Here is a 21053-nt window from a genome sequence, read left to right on the forward strand (position 1 = left end):
CAACCAGAAAGGAAGAGACAGGATGAAATTTATCGGATTCGTAGGAACCAATGCCACTCGTTCCACCAATCGCACGTTGTTGCAATTTATGAGAAAAATGTTTGCCAATGAGGCAGAGATCGAACTAGTCGAGATCAAAGATCTTCCAATGTTCAACAAACCAGAATCAAAGGAGTTGCCCGTACAAGTAACCCAGCTTGCCGAAAAAATCGCGGCAGCAGACGGTGTGATCATCAGTACACCAGAATACGATCATGCCGTACCCGCAGCGTTGATCAATGCCCTGAACTGGTTGTCCTATGGAATTTTCCCTTTTGTTGACAAGCCAGTGATGATCACTGGTGCTTCTTATGGGACGTTAGGTTCTTCTCGTGCCCAAGCCCATCTAAGACAGATTCTGGATTCTCCAGAGTTAAAAGCACGGATCATGCCTAGCTCTGAATTTCTCTTAGGTCATTCGCTGCAAGCGTTTGACGAGCAAGGCAACTTGATCGATGAAGAGCAGACCCAAAAACTGCAAGGACTGTTCAACGATTTTCTTTTATTTGTAAAAATTACCAGCCAGTTGCAGCACGCCCATGCCGCCAATCAAAAAGAAGCTGCTGAATTTTCATGGGAAACCATCTAACCGCAAAAGATAGGAGCGTAAAGACAATGAAATTGATCGGAATCGTCGGATCAGCCGCTGAAGTCTCCACCAATCGTCAGCTGCTGAACTTTATCAAAAAGCAATACAAAAAGGAATTCACGTTAGAACTTGTAGAGATCAAAGACTTTCCTCTCTTTAATCAAGAGGAAGATCAAACCCAAAGCCCAGCCATCCAGCGTTTGAATCGGCAATTATTGATGGCAGACGGTGTGATCATTGCTACACCAGAGCACAACCATACCGTGACGGCAGGACTGAAAAGCTTGCTAGAATGGCTTTCATTCAAGATCCATCCTCTGGAAAACAAACCAGTAATGATCGTGGGTGCCTCTTACTATGATCAAGGAACTTCAAGGGCCCAGCTACATCTGCGCCAAATTTTGGACGCACCGGGAGTCAATGCTTTAGTGATGCCAGGGAATGAGTTTTTGTTGGGCAAAGCCAAAGAAGCTTTCGATGAAGCGGGTGATTTGATCGATGCCCGAACGGTTGCTTTTTTAGATGCGACGATCAACAGCTTCTTGCAATTTATCAAAGTCGTTTCTGCCTTAGCGGGTCCCAAACAATTGCCGCCCGAAGACCTCTACGCCACAGGGAAAATCGCAACCACCGTGGAAGGAGTGGACATGTATGATGATCAATGGCTGGAAAAAGCCGCTGAAGCAGTCGGTGCCGTTTCTGGCAATACCTACGTCAAACTAAATCGCGGTTTGCTGACAGTCGATCAGATCAATTACTTCTTAGATTCGATGCCGATGGAATTGACATTTGCCGATAGCAACAACCAATTCTTGTATTACAATCTGCGGGAAGAAGCCCAAAATATGCTGGCAGCACGTGTGCCAGGACAAGTCGGCAATCCATTAGCAAAATGCCATCCTGAAAAATCCTTCAAAAATGTTGAGTGGGTGATCCAACAGCTGCGCAGTGGGGCAACCGACGCGGTTCGGGTCCATGTGCCGAAACAGGTGCCAGAAAAATACATCGTCCACAATTATCAAGCGATGCACGATGAAAACGGCGAATATGCGGGGATCAACGAATACATCCTTGATTTCAAGCCAATCATCGAATGGTATTTGCAACAAACCGGTCAAAAACTTGTCGGCAATGAAGACGCCATTTCCAGTGCTTCTGTGCACCAAGAACCGACCGATGCGGTCACTAGTGCCAGTACTCATGAGGCACCTGCAGCAGATGCGGTCACCAGCGCTTCAGTGAAATAAGGGTTGTCTAAAGGGAGAGAAGGAATCGCTAGAAGCATTCGCTTGCAATCAGTTGCCAAGCGAATGCTTCTCTTTTTGCTGCTTTTTCATGAATGAACGGTTTTCTATGAGCGATTGAATTGATCAAGGACATCGTTGCGAGGATTTCGCAAAGTTTCTGAAAAAAATTTGCATATTCATCTTTTGCTTCGTATACTAGTTTAGGACGTTGCTTATAAAACGGCTGTATCATCGTACATATTTTTTGATAGGAGGAATTGCATGAAAGACAAACGAAAAGTCTTGCGTCCGTTAGGATCAGGGTTTGCGATGGCGGTTCCTTTGTTTATAGGGATCCTCGTTCAGGACCCTTTGATAAGTTCTGTGGGGGCGATGGGGGCTTTTTCCTACTTGGCTTTTCAACATCGGACCCTTTTTTATAATCTGCGCGCCATTTTGACCCACGGCGCTGCGCTGCTGCTGGCATTTATTTTAGGCGCTGGGACAGCACTGATTCCTTGGAGCGCACCTTTTATCATCGGTGCGTTATCGTTTTCTGCGTTTTTGTTGTCAAAAGTGATGCGGATCCCCAAGCCCGATTATTTCTTCGTGTTGATGCTTTATGCCACCGGCTTTAATTTTCACGCAGCGCACCTTGGAGAGATCTTGCACCACAGTTCCTATTTGCTTTATGGCATCGCAGGCTCGCTGCTTGCTGGACTGGTGATTTCGTTGGCTGAACAGCTGCCGTTGAAAGAAGAAAAAACGGCCTTTCAACAACTGAGCTTGCACGAGAAATATTCGCTAGCATTATCTCAGCAACCAGAAATGGTCATCAAGGCGCTGCACTTTTCTTTGATATTGTTTATTGCGACCTACATTGCCTATCTGTTGCGGGACAGCAACGGCTATTGGATCTTGATTTCTGCTGCTGCCGTCTTGGCAGGAGAACATATGGAAAAAATCAAAAATCGCACGATTGGTAGGGTACTGGGAGGAATCGTGGGGCTGCTGCTGGGTTTCTTATTGATGTCCTTGCATATGCCCCTTGAAGCGATCGCAGTGGTATTGATCATTCTAAACATATTGACGGAGTTTTTTATGCCAGTCAATTATACCGTTGCTAATTTTTTTACCAACCCGCAAGTCCTGCTGTTAATGACCATCGGTACTAGTTTTACGCCGCTGAAATTGATCCCATTGCGTTTTTCAGGGGCATTGATCGGCAGCGTGCTGGCAATGCTGTTGATCTTTCTAATGGATTGGGCAGTAAAGCAAATGGAGCAAGCACTGGGAAACAAACCAGAAGACACGACGGATCAAACACAATAGAATGCACCATCATCGATAAGCAAGAGCAGCAGCTCTTGCTTTTTTTTTGCCTTTGATCCTCTATCTAAACGTTATCTCCATCGGATAGGAAAAATAAGGGAAATATGAAATAATCGAGCAAAGGTTCCTATTTTGAAATAGAAGCGTTTACATTTTTGCAAACTAAAGTGGCAGAAACATCTACTTTTTTTGTTGTAAGCGAAATCATATACTCAAATCAGAGAAGGAGAGAAAGTTGTGAAAAAACGAATCGTAGATGTTTTGCATCGCCTGTTAGTGACTGATTATCCACTATCCATCGAGCAACTGGCAGAAGAGACCGCAGCCAGTGGGCGGACGATCCGCAATGATTTGAATGAGATCAACACGTTTCTTGCTGACTTACACATCGGACCGATCCAAACCCTTCGAGGAAAGGGCATCCTTTTGAAACTGACCTCGAAACAGCAAGCCATCGTTTGGCAGGCATTACACGCACAACAGTCGGAATATATGACCCGTGAAGAGCGGAGTTTTGATCTGCTGCTGCATCTGACATTTTCAAAAGAGATCCTGGTGTTGAATAAAAAAGAAGAAGCGTACCAGATATCAAAAAGCAGTATGGATGAAGACATGCGCCGTTTGCGGGCGGACATCAATAAATATGGCATTGAGATCATCAGTCTAGGAAAAAAAGGACTGCGGTTGAATGGATCGGAACGAGCGATTCGGACGATGATTTTTGACATCATCAATCAGCGGATCGGTAGGTTGCCACTTGATAAACAGACCCCAGATTTAGTCTTTACGAAATTGCTTTATCGCTATTTGCCGCAAAAAGAAATCAAACAGATCCAACTAGTGATGCAAGCAGTGTTGCCGCCGAATCAAAATGAGTTGTATAGCAGCCAAATCTTATTGTTTACCGCCATTTGGCTGATGCGTATCAGAATGAAGGAATTTATTACTCGCATGAACTGGTCTACTTCCAGCAATCAGCTCCAAGGATCAGCCTATATTCAGGCGATCGCTGAAACCTTTTCGATCCAGCCACCAGAAATCGAAATCAACTATCTTTCTTTCATCATCGAGTCACTGAACTTTAAAGATTTGTCCAATTCCATCGAATGGGCGCATGCGCAACTTTTGTCGCTGCAGCTGATCCAATTTGTCGAATGCCAAACCAAGATCCCTTTTAGTAAAAAGGAAGAAGAGCTGTTAGAGGGATTGTATAAACATATGGCCGCGCTGATCGTTCGAGCCAAGAGCGGCATTCAAGTACCCAATCCGATCAAAGAGACTGTTCGCAAAAATTATGGACAAATCTACCAAGCCGTCAAGGGCTTCGCCCCCACGATCGAAGAGATCGTCGGTCAACCACTATCAGAAGATGAACTGACATTTCTCGTGATCCATTTTTCTACAGCCCTAAGTTCATTGAACCACGAGCTCATTACGAGCTATAAGGCGGTCGTCGTCTGTAACCATGGAATGGCAACCGGCAATCTGCTGGCAGCCAGCCTCAAGGAGAAGTTTCCAGAAGTAGAAGTTGCGGCAGTCTTGAATTCACAAGAAGTCAATTTGATTACGAAATTCGATGTGGATCTGGTTTTTTCAACCTATGAGATCGATTATCGAGAAAAGCCGGTATTATTGATCCCACCGATCATCAATGAAGAAAATCACCAAGTGATCCGCCGTTTCTTAAACAACAATGAACAATTCAAGCGGATCGCCTTTGACCAAAAAAATGCCACGCTGTTCTTCAATCAGTTGCTTACAGTGATTGAAGAAAGCGGCGGGACAGTCGATGCTGCCGCCTATCGCAAATTGACACACTTGTTTGAACAAAATCAATTAGCCATTAATGCAAGGGAGATTCAGCCAATGTTAAAAGATGTTTTATCCGCTAATCATATTCAATTAAACGTTCCTGTTCAAAATTGGGAAGAAGCCATTGAACGCTCTGCGCAGCCGCTAGTAAAAGAACAGATCATCGAAAAACGCTATATCGAGGCAATGGTTGCGGCGGTGGAGGAATACGGTCCTTATATCGTCATTGGCAAACATTTGGCGTTGGCGCATGCACGACCAGAAGATGGCGCCCAGCAGTTGGGTGTGAGTGTCCTCACCTTGGCACCGCCAGTCGCATTTGGCAACCCAGAAATGGACCCCGTCAAAATCATTTTTTGCTTGGCTGCGGTGGACTCCTACTCTCATCTTGCCATCATGAAGGAATTGATCGAACTGATCAATGATGAAGAAAAAGTCACGCAGTTGCTGGCTTGCTCTACGATTGAAGCGTTTCAATCATTGCTATTTTCATAAAAAACAAGAAAAGGGGAAAAAATCATGAACAAATTATCGATCTTATTCGTATGCGGTGCAGGTCTTGGCAGCAGCTTTGCGGCTCAGATGTCAACAGAAGATGTCTTAACGAAATTAGGAGTGGAGGCGAAATTGGATCATGTCGATATCTCATCAGCGGTATCAATGAAACCAGACATCATCATTACAGCAGAGAATTTCCGAACGCAATTTGAAAAGTTTGCCTTGGACCCGACAACCGCAATCATTTATTTACGCAACATCGTTTCAAAACCAGAAATCGAAGAAAAAATCATCCCAGTATTAACGGAAAAAGGCGCACTGTAAGGAAGAGGCATGACGAAGGGAGTTTGAAAAAATGGGCATCATCAATTTTATCATTGATAATATTTTAACGCAGGCATCGATCACGATCGCTTTAATCGCGATGTTAGGGCTGCTGCTTCAGAAAAAGTCAGCAGGTCAAGTCATTTCAGGAAGTTTGAAGACGCTATTGGGCTTCCAGGTTTTAAGCGCTGGTTCTAGCATCATCGTCGGTAGTTTGACCTATTTCGGCGAGATTTTCACAGAAGGATTCGACATGCAAGGCATAATTCCTTCCATCGAAGCCATCAACGGGCAAGCGATGAATGAGTTGGGCTTGGGTCGGGACATAGCGCTGACATTTTTAGCCATCTTTGTTTTTAATATTTTATTGGCACGCTTTACAAAATGGAAATATATCTTCTTGACGGGTCAAGCCATTTTATGGATGGCGACCATGACGACGGTCTTTGGCTATTTCGCTGGTTTACGCGGCGTTGTCTTGATTCTTGTCGGTGGGTTGATTGGGGCGATCTTTGCCGTAGCGATGCCAGCGATGGCTCAGCCCATCATCCGCAAAGTCACTGGGTCAGACGACATTGCTCTCGGACATTTCTGTACGATCGGCTACCTCTTTGAAGCAGGCGTTGCCTATCTGTTTGGAGAAAGAGGCGAGAAGAAAAAATCGATCGAAGACATTAAACTGCCACGTTCTTTTGAATTTTTACAAGATACCTATCTTTCTGTCATGGTCGTGATGGTTCCACTGTATATCGTGACGGTCTTGTTTGCTGGAGAAACCTTTGCTTCTACGCTCTCTGGTGATCAAAATTACATCATGTATGCCTTCTTGCAAGCCATTCAATTCGTGGTTGGGGTCTATGTTTTGCTAGCAGGCGTTCGGTTGCTCTTAGGCGAGATCGTCCCTGCGTTTCGTGGGATCGCCATGAAATTGGTGCCTGATGCAAAACCAGCACTCGATTGCCCAGTATTCTTCCCATATAGCCCAAATGCAGTTATTTTAGGCTTTATTACTACAACGATTGGGACAGTCATCGCCATGTTCGTTTTACCAGTCTTTGGCTTGGCGATGATCTTGCCAGGGATGCTGACGAACTTCTTTGCAGGCGGTACCGCTGGGATCTTCGGCAATGCGGTCGGTGGACGTCGAGGGGCGATCATCGGAGGGATCTTTCACGGATTCTTCATTACGTTACTGCCAGCCCTACTTGTAACGATCTTCAATCAAATGGGCTTTGTTAACGCTACGGCAACTGATGTGGATACCGTTACGGCAGCCTTGCTATATGCTTGGATCATCAGTCCCTTATTGAAAAACTTTTAATCGCTAGGAGGAAGACGCATGTTCTCTTTTTTCAAAAAAGAAAAAAAGCCCACAGAAACACCAGCGGTTCCTTTGACCGCTGAAGAAAGCCAAGAGGCAGAAGCGCTTATTGCAAATCTAGAAAGTCAGTTGCAAGCAGAAACCGACATCGACGAACAAGCAAAATTGTATGAAGCGTTAGGCTTAGCGCAGGCAAAACTTTCCCGCACAAAAGAAGCGATCGACGCATTGGAAAAAAGCTTGCAGGCGAAAAAATCGATCGGGGACGGCTACAAAAAACTGATGTCCCTTTACAATGCTCAGCGTGCCGCCGCTGCACGAAACGGCGACGATGCAAAGATCGACTATTACATGGACAAAATGGAAGAAATGCGGCAAATCGCCAAACAACTTACGATCAGCGGCAATTAAACTAGACGAGGTGGAATCAAGGATGTATACAACATTAAAAGAAGTAACGAAAACAGCAGAAGCATTGAATTTTACAGTGGGGGCTTTTAATACCCATAATTTAGAAATGCTGCCAAGTATGCTGCGGGCAGCCAAAGAGATGGGGGCACCCATCATCATTCAAACAAGTATCGATACGGCGAAATACATCGGCTATGATGTCTTGGTCAATGTCGTCAAAACGATTGCCGATCACGAGCTAGTGGACGCTGTCTTGCATTTGGATCATGCCAGAGATTTCGATGAGATCAAAGCGGCGATTGATAGCGGCTATAGCTCGGTGATGTATGATGGCTCGCATTTGCCCTTCAAAGAAAACATTTTGAAAACGCGCGCAGTCGTCGAATACGCTCATGCTCATGGGGTGTCCGTCGAAGGAGAACTAGGAACGATCGGCGGCACAGAAGAAGGCATTCATGTGGAAGAAGACGATAAAGTCTTCACACGCCCAGAAGATGCGGTAGAGTTTGTCGCTGCTACTGGCGTCGATGCGCTAGCCATCGCTATCGGAACCAATCACGGTCAATTCCGCTCCAAAACCGAAGTGAATGTTGAGTTATTGAAGGAGATCCATGCAGTCGTCGACGTGCCGCTAGTCATTCATGGAGGAACTGGCGTCAAGGAAGAAGATTATCCTGAATTGATCAATAACGGCATTCGCAAGTTTAATGTAGGTACTGAATTGTTGGTCAATTGGACGAAGATTGCGAAAGAAAATTTTGGGGCAACGGAAGTCAACAAATCTTTGCGCCACAACGTGATCCCATCCAATGAAGCCATCAAAGAAATCGTCAAGCACAAGATCGGCCTTTTCATGAATACGAAAGCGCCGACTGCGATCGGCAAATAGATGGTACGCAAAAAGATGCTTGTTTTATTAGCAGGCAGCCCTGGAACTGGAAAAAGTTATTTACTGAATCTGTTGAAGACACGTTTTCCTGATCTTTTCGCTCTTACGCCAGATGAAATCAAAGAGTGCTATGCCGAATCCCTCGGCTTTGATTCATTGGCAGAAAAAGCCCAGATCGAAAAGCAGTATGTTTGGCCTTTTTACTATCAGGCATTGGGCTTGTACATGTCTTTAGGAAAACGCTTGATGGTCTCGGAATACCCTTTTAGTGAAAAACAGAAGCCATTGCTAACTTTTCTCGCCCAAAGCTATGGTTATGAGTGCTTGACCATTCGCTTGACTGCTTCTTTTGAAACCTTATGGGAAAGACGTCACTTACGTGATCGAGCGGATGACCGTCATTTAAGTTTCATCATGGAACGGTACCATTACGGGGATGTACTGGAAGATAGACAAGCTGCAACCAACCATATAACCAAAGAAGCGTTTCGGCAAATCATCACTGATCGCCGTTACGATGACTTTCAGTTAGGAGCGCTTATCGAAGTCAATGTGGAAGATTACGAGCAAGTGGATTATCGCCCGTTGATCGAGAGAATCGCTGAACAACTCAATGACTTAAATTGAAGAAAAACAGGCGCTACACCTGAAAAGGGCAGCGCCTGTTTTTTTAGTCTAAGCCCAAAAATTTCGAAGTTCCTTGGTTTTGGACTTGGAGGATTTCGGCTAATACTTTGGCATCAAATTGTCCCTCTTTATTGGCGGAATAGACATTGACCTTGAGCTGGTAATCGGGCAAAGCATAGTTTTCAAGACTTGCTTCAAGCTGCGCGACCGCTTGTTTCGAGAGTGGTTCACCGACGAGTTTTAATTCAAGGGATTGTTTCTGCTCATTAAGTGTTTGCTCCAGCAAATAATGTTCCCCCAGTTTGGCTTCTACAAAACGCTTGGCATGGTATTCCACGATGGTCGTTTGGATCGTCGTATAAGCGAAGAAACTCCCAATGACCGTGATCGGTAAGGCAACCACGGCAAACTTCCACCATTTTTGGTGACGGAAATCCCCATACTGCAACAGCCAGATGGTAATGAACAAGGAAAAACAAATCAAAAAGGAATTGGTGAAGAAGAGTTGAGCAGACTCCCATGAAATCGAATAGTCTTTGATCGACAGCCCATAACCCGTCACACAAAGCGGCAAAATCAGGGACGTCCCGATGGAGACGCCGATAATAACATCGTTGTCGCGGCCCCTGACTTTGGCAAAAGCCAGTGCTGAACCACCGATCAATGCGACGCAAATATCCCAAATCGTCGCAGACGTTTGGGTGATGATCTCAGGTGTTGTGTCTTTGACTGGCGTGAGTAAGAAAAAGGCAAATGAGATGATAAGTACGATGATGACTTGGATGCTAAAGACCAGCAGTCCTTTTTTAACCAAGCGTAAATGGGAAAGACCTAAACCAAAGCCGATCCCGTTGATCCCATTTAAAAGTGGCGAAATTAACATCGCCCCGATAATCGTTGTCGTAGAGTTGTAGTTCAAACCAATCGAAGCAATCAGCGTTGCACAAACTAAAAGTGCATAGACGAGCATCGTTTGGTCCATATCTTTTTGAATTTTTCCAATCAATTGTTCTTTGGAAACTAAATCAGGCGTTAAGTTCACCTTCATCATCCTTTCTGAGAAAAATCGTTCTGCTCTTTTCATTGTCCCTTAAATCGGCCGATTTTACAAAAATCTGCGTCTATCACGTGATGATAGCAACGAGAATTCAATGATTGGGTTGTCAATCTTTTGCAAAACCGCCGATTTCCTCTAGAATAAGAAGCATATCAGATAAATGGAAAAGGTGGGGAATGGATGAAAGATTATTTTGCGCAATACAAACGCCTGTTATCGATCGCTGAAGCAGGTTTGTACTATGGCAAAGATGTGTACGATAAGGAACGTTACCAAGAGATCAAAGAGTTGGCATTGCATTTGATGAGTACCGTCGTGGATCAAGACGCAGCTGCGTTGACCCTTTTAACAGAAAAAAATGAGGGCTATCCTACGCCCAAGGTCGATGTACGAGCATTGATCCAAAAAGGCGAAAAAATCTTGCTGATGGAAGACAGCCTAACGAAAGAATGGTCACTGCCAGGAGGCTATGCAGAAATTGGCTTGACGCCACGGGAAAACATCAAAAAAGAAGTGCTGGAAGAAACTGGCTTACTCGTTGAGGTCAAGGAGCTGCGAGCAATTTTTGATACGAATCTAAGACCAGACATTCCGCAAGTGTTTCAATACTATAAGCTGGTCTTTGCCTGTGATGTTTTGGCAGGGGACTTCATCAAAAACAGTGAAACCTCCAACAGCGATTACTTTTCGTTGAAGGAGCTGCCGAAGCTTTCCATCAAGCGCACCACCAAGGAACAACTGGAGCAATTGGTGAATGAGAAGTCGTTACACGTTGATTAAAAACAGCTAAGGGTAAGATGTTGGAAAAAGCGTTTTATTGGTTTTTTTAACTGGATAATATTTACTTGCAGATAAAGTTGGTTTATGATTGATTTCGTCGTTTTCATTATAAAAAATCAAGCAATGGCGACACCTTTGCTTGATTGCTGGAGGAGTAAAAATGAAGAATCAAATCAATTCCTTTTTTGGGCTGGATGCCTTACAAACAACGGTCAAACGAGAAATCTTAGCTGGTTTTACCACCTTTATCTCGATGGTCTATATTTTATTCGTCAATCCGACGGTCCTTGGGGCATCTGGGATGGACGAAGGTGCCGTCTTTACGGCAACGGCGTTAGCCAGCGCATTGGGCTGTATTTTGATGGGAGTTTTAGCAAAATACCCGATCGCTACGGCACCCGCATTAGGGATAAATGCTTTCTTTTCTTATTCAGTCTGTATTGGAATGGGGGTTCCATGGCAAACAGCATTAGCGGGTGTGTTTGTGGCATCACTGATTTTCATCGTGATCACGATCTTCAAATTACGGGAGCTGATCATTGATGCGATTCCTGCTGATTTAAAATATGCCATCTCTGGTGGGATCGGTCTGTTCATCGCCTTTTTGGGATTGAGCGAAGGCGGGATTATCGTTTCCGATGATTCGACCCTTGTGGCACTAGGCTCATTGAGTGTCGGTACGACGTGGCTGACGATTTTTGGTTTAGTGATCACTGCCGTCTTGATGGTTCGCAGAGTTCCTGGTGGAATTTTTATCGGGATGGCCGCAACAACTGTTTTAGGTCTTTTGACTGGCTTGATCCAAGCACCATCCAGTATCGTTTCTGCTGCACCGAGTATTTCGTCCACATTCTTAGTGGCGCTAAACCATGTAGGAGACATCAACTCCCTGCAAATGTGGGTCGTAGTACTGACTTTCTTACTCGTCACTTTCTTTGATACGGCAGGCACCTTGGTGGGACTTGCCAATCAAGCGGGCTTTATGAAAGACAACAAAATGCCGCGGGTCGGCAAAGCACTTGCTTCTGACTCCACCGCCATGCTCGCTGGTTCTTTATTAGGGACCTCACCAGTAGGCGCATATGTCGAATCCTCCGCTGGGATCGCCGTGGGCGGTCGCTCTGGCTTGACTGCCGTGACGACTGGAGTTTTCTTCTTGTTCGGCTTGTTCTTTTCACCATTGCTATCCGTTGTTACTTCCCAAGTGACGGCACCAGCTCTGATCGTCGTAGGTGTGCTGATGGCACAATCGCTGCGAGAAATCAAATGGCACGAAATGGAAATCGCAATCCCAGCCTTCTTGATTCTACTAGGCATGCCGTTGACCTATAGCATCTCCGATGGGATCGCCTTGGGCTTCATCTTTTACCCAATCACCATGTTAGCAGCCAAACGCGGCAAAGAAGTCTCACCAATCATGTACGGCTTGTTCTTTGTCTTTCTTGGGTTTATGTGGATTTTGAATGTGTGAGAGAGACGTTTATCAATTATAAAAGAAAGAACAGTTAAGCTTGTGGCTTAGCTGTTTTTTTTGTATTGAGAATAAGAGTTGATAAATACAAACTGAAAAAGTAAAAACAGTGTTTATTAAAGCGATGGATGCTGAATAGTAGTTTTTTTCATTTTTTACAAATACGAGGAGTGGTTAAGGCAATCTATTTTTACCTAACATTCATATGATTTTATTCTGATTTAAAAAAACGAATCATTGATTCTAACTTATAATTTTCTTCAATCAAATGATAGCACATGCAAAAGGAAAAGGTTTAGCGTAGCTGATTTTGTATAGGTTTTCTTACTTCAATTGTTCTTTGTTTAGATTAGATAAATAACGCCTTCTTTTCAGCAGTAATTGTTTTGATATTTTTTGACTAGAGTCTTTGATCAATAGCAAAAAAATATTCATTTACAAGTGACGTTCACATCATTGAGAAAATGTAGTAAGTTAGAAAAGGAATGAAAAAATGATTATGGGTTAAAAATACATGGTATGATTTTCTATAAAGTTGGGAGGTGTTAGGATGAAAGATCTGCAGTTAAAGTTTATTGTTGATCCAACAACTATTCGCTGGTTTCGTATATTGAATCTTTTTGAGCGGACACAAAAAGCGACTAAGGGTCAATTAGCTAAACTAAATGAGGTTTCAGAACGGACGATTTTAACTGATATAAATAAGCTAAAGGAGTATTTTTCTGATAGTGCGCAAATTGTTTCAACGAACAATGGGTACCTTTTCGAAAAAAAGAACTCCCTTCGATTTATTGAACAAAAAGAAAAACTATTGCAAAATGAAATTTTGTTTGAATTATTGGGAAACGTTTTCTATGGAGAGCTAGAGGACGTAGCAGAATTAATTGACCGATTTCACATATCAGAAACGTCATTTCGACGCTATTTGAGACAAATTGAGCCGGTTCTTAAAGAATACGGATTAAAACTATCACTCACTCCAATTGATTTAAAAGGCGATGAAGCAAACATCCGAAAGTTTTTCAAAGATTTTTACTATGAAGGGGAAATGACCCCTCATACGTTGGTTCCTCCAAAAGAGATTCATGAATTGATCTATCAAACTTTTTTATCTAAAATCAAGGAAATTACGATTGGTACAGGTACTTCTCCAAATGAATTTTACTATAATTTATATATTGCTATCGAGCGAGTACGTCAGGGAAAGAGGATCAATGTACCAACAAATCTTTACAAGAGTGTTAGGAATAACAAGGATTTTCTTAATTTATTCTTGATTCAGCAAAGAATTCAAAAGATCTATCAAGTGGAATTATGTGCAGATGAGCTCTGTTGGCTATTTTTAGTAACGATTGCCAAACGGCCTTTTGATCAAATAGACCAAGATAAGGTATTCTGTACGCAATTGCAGCGCATTGATTCTTTTGCTCATTTAACTGAAAACTATCTCAAGAATTGCTCGCCTGAGTTGTATACATCAGAACTTTTATGGATCTATCGTGCGTTCTTCCTTTCTAGGTACGTGAATCATCTAATTTCACCAGTTCAAAATAGAATAATGTCAGAAATCATAGAGAAAACAAAACATGAATGCAAAGAATCATACATCAACAATCATCACTTTTTGCGCTCCTTTTTCGCTGAATCAGGAATAACAGAAGACTTTTTGGAAGATATTACGGCGAGCTTAACTTTGCTGGGAGAAAGATTGAAAGAACAGTATTTGTACAAAAGCAAGAGAATTGTTTTTTTATTAGAAGGCGATCTGTATGTCTGTCAATTGATAAGATCGCGAGTATATCAATACTTTGGTGATCGTCATCAAATCTTTTTTATTACGATTCCAGCTTTGACGGAAGAATTCTTAAACCAAGAAGATATTGATTTAATTGTGACAAACTACAGTGAATACTTGTCAGAGTATAAGGTGAGCACCAACTGCCTATTATTGAAAACAGTCCCAGATAAACAAGATTGGGAACTCTTATTCAAAACGATCGAACCAAAAATGTTCGAACTTATTAAATAATTAAAATAATAACTCTATTTTTTACCTATTCAGAAGGAAAGAAAGCCTTTTGCATAGGTTTTTTTATACTTAATTTCCCCCTAGGGTGAAAAACATGATTTTTTTATTAAAAAACATCCTTATATACTTTTGTTTAGAACTTCCAAGCTCGTGATAGATTATTCTACCAATTCGGCAGTGTCTGCATGAATAATTATTTTTCATGTTTCAAGAAGTTTACGTTAAAAAGAAAAGGAGTGTTAGGGAAGTGATACGCAAGTTAGGTTACATAATGTTGGTCATTGCAATGACTCTAGGACAGCCGCTCACTGTATTTGCTAATACAGTAAAGGATGGCTCTCAAAACGACAGCTTAGAAAATAATTTGGAAATGACGGATGTTTCTGTTGCTGAAGGGTTTCTAAGTGAATTGGCGGATGGAAATGCAGATCGTTATGAAGAAAGGCAATTGATAGAAGACGATCAACCGTCGACAGCAACTGAAGAAAACATAAGTACCAATGGATCTGGGGAACATGCCGAAACAGACAGTGGTATAGAGGCAGATTCATCTGAAAGCTCTTCTGAGGAAAGCTCCAGTGAAGCTACATTAGATAGTAGTACAGAAGACAGTTATGAAGAGTCAGATGAAAATGTGGAAGGCGTATGGGGAACTGTTCCGTGGACGTGGGATGAAGAAACGAAAACAATTGTGTTAGAAGAAGGGGCAGCCGGCACGTCAGCCACAGCACCTTGGAAAACCAACACGAATGTTGTTCAAATTTCTGTTAATGGCAAGGTTATTTTTCCAGAAGACGTTTCATGGTTGTTTGGATCACCGCAAGCGCAAGCAGCAGAACGTCTAACAGATTTGCTGACGATTGAGCATGCAGGAAATATCGATGTGTCAAATGTGACAAACATGGATCGCATGTTTCATGGCGTTACTACACTAAAAAATATTGATGTATCAAATTGGAATGTATCGAATGTGACGGACATGAATGGAATGTTTGGACAAACCAGATCTTTAGCAAGCTTAGATGTGTCAAATTGGGATGTATCAAATGTACAAAATATGGGAGGAATGTTTAATTCAGCAGAGTCTTTAACGAGTTTGGATGTTGCAAGTTGGGACGTATCAAGCGTGACGAATATGCGTAGCATGTTTGGTCTAGCCAGATCCCTATCCGACTTAGACCTTTCAAACTGGGATGTTTCCAGTGTAACTGATATGGGCTTGATGTTTAATGCGGTCAACTCTCTCACAAGTTTGGATCTTTCGCGTTGGGATGTTTCGAGTGTAACAAACATGTCGGATATGTTTGGAGTAGCGACTTCATTAACCACGATTGATGTGTCAAACTGGGACGTGTCGAATGTCACATCGATGTTGAGGATGTTTAGTTCGGCTAGAGCGTTAACGAGTCTTGATCTTTCGAGCTGGGATGTAACGAATGTTACAAATACAAATAATATGTTTGAATCAACTCAATCTCTACGTGAGCTGACCTTAGGTGAGAAATCGATTTTTGCTTCAAACGTAAGATTGCCAAGAATCAACGCAGGTCTACCCTACTCAGGAAGATGGATAGAGCATATTAATGATGAGGTGGATAACGGTCCAACTCCAGTAATTTATGCTTCATCTGATGAGTTTATGAATCATTATGATGGCAGTAACCCAGGAACATATATTTGGGAAAGGTTAATCTCAGCACCAGTGACTATACGGTATGAAGATACTGAAGGAAATGAATTATCCGAACCAGACATATTAAATGGGGAGGTGGGAGAACGTTACACAAGTGAACCCAAAGAAATTCCCGGTTGGTCTGTTATAGAAACACCAGTTAATGCATCAGGTAGATTTACAGAAGAAGAACAGGAAGTCATTTATGTTTATGAGCGATCAGATTCATTAGTCAGAGGAACGTGGGGAACCGTTCCGTGGACATGGGATGAAGAAACTCGAACAGTTGAGCTAGAAGAAGGAACAGCCGGCGCACCACACACATCCCCTTGGCGAACAAGCTATAGAAATGTTGCTCGAATTGTTGTAAATGGTACGGTCGTTTTTCCAGCCAACTCAGCATACATGTTTTCTGGGCATACTTTAGATACACCATTAACAAGTTTGGAGACAATCGAGAATGCAGAGAAAATCGATGTCTCGAATGTAACAAACTTTGGTTACATGTTTCATAGAGCTAGCGCTTTACGTTCCGTAAATGTCTCAAATTGGGATACTTCTAATGGAACAATCATGAACTATATGTTTAATGGAAACAGCAGCTTAACTGAATTGGACGTTTCAAATTGGGATACATCTAATGTCACAAGTATGTTCTTTATGTTTCAAAATGCGAGTCAATTAACCGAGCTGGATGTCTCCAATTGGAAAACAGGCAATGTCACGAATATAAACAACATGTTTAATGGTGTTAGAAGAGTGACCAAGTTGGATGTCTCAAATTGGGATACCTCTAAAGTAGAAGGGATGCAGGGGGTCTTTCAAAATACTGCTAGCTTAACAGAAATCGATGTCTCGAATTGGGATACCTCTAAAGTAAAACGAACAGATTATATGTTTTACAACAATTTGACCGGTGACTGGGTCAGTAAATTGACTACGATTGATGTCTCAAATTGGGATACTTCTAATATTGAAGATATGTCATCTATGTTTGGGGGAGCTAGAAACTTAGTTCATTTGGATGTCTCAAATTGGGACACCTCAAGTGTTAGTAGTATGCGTAATTTATTTGAAGTAACACCGAAAATAGAAGAATTAGACTTATCAAATTGGAACACAAGTAATATGGATTCTTCTACTTCTACAAACGCTAATGCTGGAGGGATGTTTAGAGGAATGAACGGCCTCAAAAGATTACATTTAGGAGAGAAGACGACCTTTTTAAATCTTGCTGAAAATCGTCGGCCTACTTTACCGGAGAATGTGATGCCTGCCGACTTGTATACAGGTAATTGGATCTTTGAAAAAGACCTTGAGGGAAATCTTTCAACCGAACATTTAACCCTGACACCAACTAACTTTTTTCATGAATATGACGGAAGCAAGACTGGTACTTATGTGTGGGAAAAAAAGAAAGCACAACCAGTTACAGTTCGATATGAGGATGTCGATGGGAATCCATTGTCAACTGAGACAATTTTAAACGGTACGATAGGCCTTCCTTATGAAACTGAAGCAAAGGAAATACCAGGCTGGTCCTTGACAGAAACACCGAGTAACGCTTTTGGAACATTTACCGCAGAACCTCAAGAAGTGGTCTATGTCTATGACCGCTCCGATGCAGCGCCTGTAACAGTTAAGTATGAGGATACTAAAGGGAATCAGCTTTCGGAGCCAACGATCTTAAGCGGGAAAGTTGGCTTACCATACGAGAGCGAACCAAAAGAAATTCCAGGCTGGTATTTGCCAGAAACACCAAGCAATGCTCATGGAATTTTTGGCGAAGAGCCACAGGAAGTGCTCTATGTTTACGATCGCTCCGATGCGGCACCAGTGACGGTTAAGTATGAGGATACTGAAGGAAATCAACTGTCAGAACCGACGATATTAAGCGGAAAAGTTGGCTTACCATACGAAAGCAAACCAAAAGAAATTCCAGGCTGGTATTTGCCACAAACACCGACTAATGCTCATGGAATTTTTGGAAAAGAAGCGCAAGAAGTAATCTATATCTATGACCGTTCGGATGCAGCTCCCGTAACAGTCAAATATGAAGACACCGAAGGAAATCAACTATCAGAACCTACGATTTTAAGCGGAAAAGTTGGTCTGCCATACGAGAGCGAACCCAAAGAAATTCCAGGTTGGTATGTGCCAGAGACACCAAGCAATGCTCATGGAATTTTTAGCGAAGAGCCACAGGAAGTGCTCTATGTTTACGACCGCTCGGATGCAGCGCCTGTAACAGTTAAGTTTGAGGATACTAAAGGGAATCAGCTATCGGAGCCAACGATCTTAAGTGGAAAAGTTGGCTTACCATACGAAAGCGAACCGAAAGAAATTCCAGGTTGGTATGTGCCAGAAACGCCAAGCAATGCTCATGGAATTTTCGGAAAAGAAGCGCAAGAAGTGGTCTATGTCTATGACCGCTCCGATGCAGCCCCTGTAACAGTCAAATATAAAGATGACAAAGGAAATCAACTATCTGAACCGACGATTCTAAGCGGAAAAGTTGGTCTGCCATATGAGAGCGAACCAAAAGAAATTCCTGGTTGGTATGTGCCAGAAACACCGACTAATGCTCATGGAATTTTCGGAAAAGAAGCGCAAGAAGTAATCTATATCTATGACCGTTCGGATGCAGCCCCTGTAACAGTCAAATATGAAGATGACAAAGGAAATCAATTGTCAGAACCTACGATTCTAAGCGGAAAAGTTGGTCTGCCATATGAGAGCGAACCAAAAGAAATTCCTGGGTGGTATGTGCCAGAAACACCGACTAATGCTCATGGAACGTTTACTGAAGAAGCGCAAGAAGTAATCTATGTTTACAATCGCTCCAATGCGGCACCTGTAACAGTCAATTATGAAGATACCGATGGAAATCAACTATCTGAACCGACGATTCTAAGCGGGAAAGTTGGTCTGCCATACGAAAGCGAACCAAAAGAAATTCCAGGCTGGTATGTTCCAGAAACGCCAAGCAATGCTCATGGAACGTTTACTGAAGAAGCGCAAGAAGTGGTCTATGTCTATGACCGTTCAGATGCGGCACCTGTAACAGTCAAATATGAAGATGACAAAGGAAATCAATTGTCAGAACCTACGATTCTAAGCGGAAAAATTGGTCTGCCATATGAAAGCAAACCGAAAGATATTCCAGGGTGGTATGTGCCAGAGACACCAAGCAATGCTCGTGGAATTTTCGGAAAAGAAGCGCAAGAAGTGGTCTATGTCTATGACCGCTCCGATGCAGCGCCTGTAACAGTTAAGTATGAGGATACTAATGGGAATCAGCTCTCGAAGCCAACGATATTAAGAGGGAAAGTCGGGTTGCCATACGAGAGCGAACCAAAAGAAATTCCAGGGTGGTATGTGCCAGAAACACCGACTAATGCTCATGGAATTTTTAGCGAAGAGTCACAGGAAGTGCTCTATGTTTACGATCGCTCCGATGCGGCACCAGTGACAGTCAAGTATGAAGACACCGAAGGAAATCAACTATCAGAACCTACGATTTTAAGCGGAAAAGTTGGTCTGCCATACGAGAGCGAACCCAAAGAAATTCCAGGGTGGTATGTGCCAGAGACACCAAGCAATGCTCATGGAATTTTCAGAAAAGAAGCGCAAGAAGTGGTCTATGTCTATGACCGCTCCGATGCAGCACCTATAACCGTCAAATATGAAGATGGCGAAGGAAACCAACTTTCGGAACCTACGATTTTAAGCGGAAAAGTTGGCTTACCATACGAAAGCGAACCAAAAGAAATTCCAGGGTGGTATGTGTCAGAAATGCCAAGCAATGCTCATGGAACGTTTACTGAAGAAGCGCAAGAAGTAATCTATGTCTATGACCGTTCGGATGCGGCACCTGTAACAGTCAAATATGAAGACACCGAAGGAAATCAACTGTCGGAGCCAACGATCTTAAGCGGAAAAGTTGGCTTACCATACGAAAGCGAACCGAAAGAAATTCCAGGCTGGTATGTGCCAGAAACACCAAGCAATGCTCATGGAATTTTCGGTGAAGAAGCGCAAAAAGTAATCTATATCTATGACCGTTCAGATGCGGCACCTGTAACAGTCAAATATGAAGACACCGAAGGTAATCAACTGTCGGAACCAACGATCTTAAGTGGAAAAGTTGGTCTGTCATACGAGAGCGAACCGAAAGAAATTCCAGGGTGGTATGTACCAGAAACACCAAGCAATGCCCGTGGAATTTTCGGAAAAGAAGCGCAAGAAGTAGTCTATGTCTATGACCGTTCGGATGCGGCACCTGTAACAGTTAAGTATGAGGATACCGAAGGAAACCAACTGTCGGAACCAACGATTCTAAGCGGAAAAGTTGGTCTGCCATATGAAAGCGAACCGAAAGATATTCCAGGGTGGTATGTGCCAGAAATGCCAAGCAATGTGTCTGGAACGTTTACTGAAGAAGCGCAAAAAGTAATCTATATCTATGACCGTTCAGATGCGGCACCTGTAACAGTCAAATATGAAGACACCGAAGGGAATCAACTGTCGGAACCAACGATTCTAAGTGGAAAAGTCGGTCTGCCATACGAGAGTAAGCCAAAAGAAATTTCTGGTTGGACCGTGAAAGAAATACCAGATAACGCATCTGGAACGTTTACGAATGACGTGCAAGAAGTGATTTATGTCTATCATAAAGAAGAAAATAACGGTGGGCAAAATACACCTGAAAAAGAGAATCCAGAAAATGAGAAGGAAGATTCTAACGATCCAAAACTTCCCGATACTGGGGAAGCGATGGTTGGACAACGAATCATGATCATTGTTGGATCGCTGCTACTGTTATTTGCCATTTTCATTATCTTTGACAAGAAGAAAAAAACAAGATAATTAGTTTTTAGAATAGTCAATATAAAAAGAAAGCAGCAAAGCCCGTGGAGGTTTTGCTGCTTTCTCAAATCTAAAAAAACTTCAGAAAAATCATTCACTAAATGAAG

At 42.7% G+C, this 21053-nt stretch carries 14 protein-coding genes; 13 read left to right on the top strand and 1 reads right to left on the bottom strand.

What is annotated here, in order from left to right; translation table 11 throughout:
- Positions 1-22: 22 nt before the first annotated feature.
- The 9 genes from IGK61_RS04655 to IGK61_RS04695 all read left to right on the top strand — a co-directional run bounded on the left by IGK61_RS04655 (position 23) and on the right by IGK61_RS04695 (position 9068).
- Positions 23-628, top strand: a complete 606-nt coding sequence (locus IGK61_RS04655) for an NADPH-dependent FMN reductase (protein WP_074534968.1) — start codon at positions 23-25, stop codon at positions 626-628.
- 26 nt (positions 629-654) lie between these two features.
- Positions 655-1875, top strand: a complete 1221-nt coding sequence (locus tag IGK61_RS04660; RefSeq protein ID WP_074534969.1) for an NAD(P)H-dependent oxidoreductase — start codon at positions 655-657, stop codon at positions 1873-1875.
- 261 nt (positions 1876-2136) lie between these two features.
- Positions 2137-3186, top strand: a complete 1050-nt coding sequence (locus IGK61_RS04665; RefSeq protein WP_074534970.1) for an FUSC family protein — start codon at positions 2137-2139, stop codon at positions 3184-3186.
- Between the two features lie 237 nt (positions 3187-3423).
- Positions 3424-5493: a BglG family transcription antiterminator gene (locus tag IGK61_RS04670; RefSeq protein ID WP_074534971.1), complete on the top strand. Its 2070-nt coding sequence runs from the start codon at positions 3424-3426 to the stop codon at positions 5491-5493.
- Positions 5494-5517: 24 nt separating this feature from the next.
- Positions 5518-5820 carry a PTS sugar transporter subunit IIB gene (locus tag IGK61_RS04675; RefSeq protein WP_015509266.1) on the top strand — a complete coding sequence of 101 codons (303 nt, stop codon included), beginning with the start codon at positions 5518-5520 and terminating at the stop codon, positions 5818-5820.
- 31 nt (positions 5821-5851) lie between these two features.
- A complete protein-coding gene (locus tag IGK61_RS04680; protein WP_008379073.1) occupies positions 5852-7141 on the top strand; it encodes a PTS sugar transporter subunit IIC in 1290 nt (429 codons plus the stop codon).
- Positions 7142-7159: 18 nt separating this feature from the next.
- Entirely contained in the window at positions 7160-7552 is a 393-nt protein-coding gene (locus IGK61_RS04685; protein ID WP_074534972.1) for a hypothetical protein, read from the top strand.
- Between the two features lie 22 nt (positions 7553-7574).
- Positions 7575-8441, top strand: a complete 867-nt coding sequence (locus IGK61_RS04690; protein WP_010747730.1) for a class II fructose-bisphosphate aldolase — start codon at positions 7575-7577, stop codon at positions 8439-8441.
- On the top strand, positions 8442-9068 hold the full coding sequence (locus tag IGK61_RS04695; RefSeq protein WP_074534973.1) for a zeta toxin family protein: 627 nt from the start codon (positions 8442-8444) through the stop codon (positions 9066-9068).
- A gap of 43 nt (positions 9069-9111) precedes the next feature.
- Here the strand turns inward: IGK61_RS04695 and IGK61_RS04700 are convergent, their stop codons facing one another.
- Entirely contained in the window at positions 9112-10116 is a 1005-nt protein-coding gene (locus tag IGK61_RS04700; RefSeq protein ID WP_254777423.1) for a DUF389 domain-containing protein, read from the bottom strand.
- A gap of 189 nt (positions 10117-10305) precedes the next feature.
- On the opposite strand from IGK61_RS04700, the gene IGK61_RS04705 reads away from it, so the two are divergent.
- The 4 genes from IGK61_RS04705 (at position 10306) to IGK61_RS04720 (ending at position 20946) form a co-directional block, all read left to right on the top strand.
- Positions 10306-10905: an NUDIX hydrolase N-terminal domain-containing protein gene (locus IGK61_RS04705; protein WP_074534975.1), complete on the top strand. Its 600-nt coding sequence runs from the start codon at positions 10306-10308 to the stop codon at positions 10903-10905.
- A gap of 160 nt (positions 10906-11065) precedes the next feature.
- On the top strand, positions 11066-12376 hold the full coding sequence (locus IGK61_RS04710; RefSeq protein WP_074534976.1) for an NCS2 family permease: 1311 nt from the start codon (positions 11066-11068) through the stop codon (positions 12374-12376).
- 550 nt (positions 12377-12926) lie between these two features.
- On the top strand, positions 12927-14405 hold the full coding sequence (locus IGK61_RS04715; protein ID WP_074534977.1) for a helix-turn-helix domain-containing protein: 1479 nt from the start codon (positions 12927-12929) through the stop codon (positions 14403-14405).
- A gap of 247 nt (positions 14406-14652) precedes the next feature.
- Entirely contained in the window at positions 14653-20946 is a 6294-nt protein-coding gene (locus tag IGK61_RS04720) for a MucBP domain-containing protein (RefSeq protein WP_438844700.1), read from the top strand.
- The last annotated feature ends 107 nt before the right edge of the window (positions 20947-21053 follow it).

This window comes from Enterococcus sp. AZ063 (genome assembly GCF_051715045.1).
GTDB classification, from domain to species: domain Bacteria; phylum Bacillota; class Bacilli; order Lactobacillales; family Enterococcaceae; genus Enterococcus_D; species Enterococcus_D casseliflavus.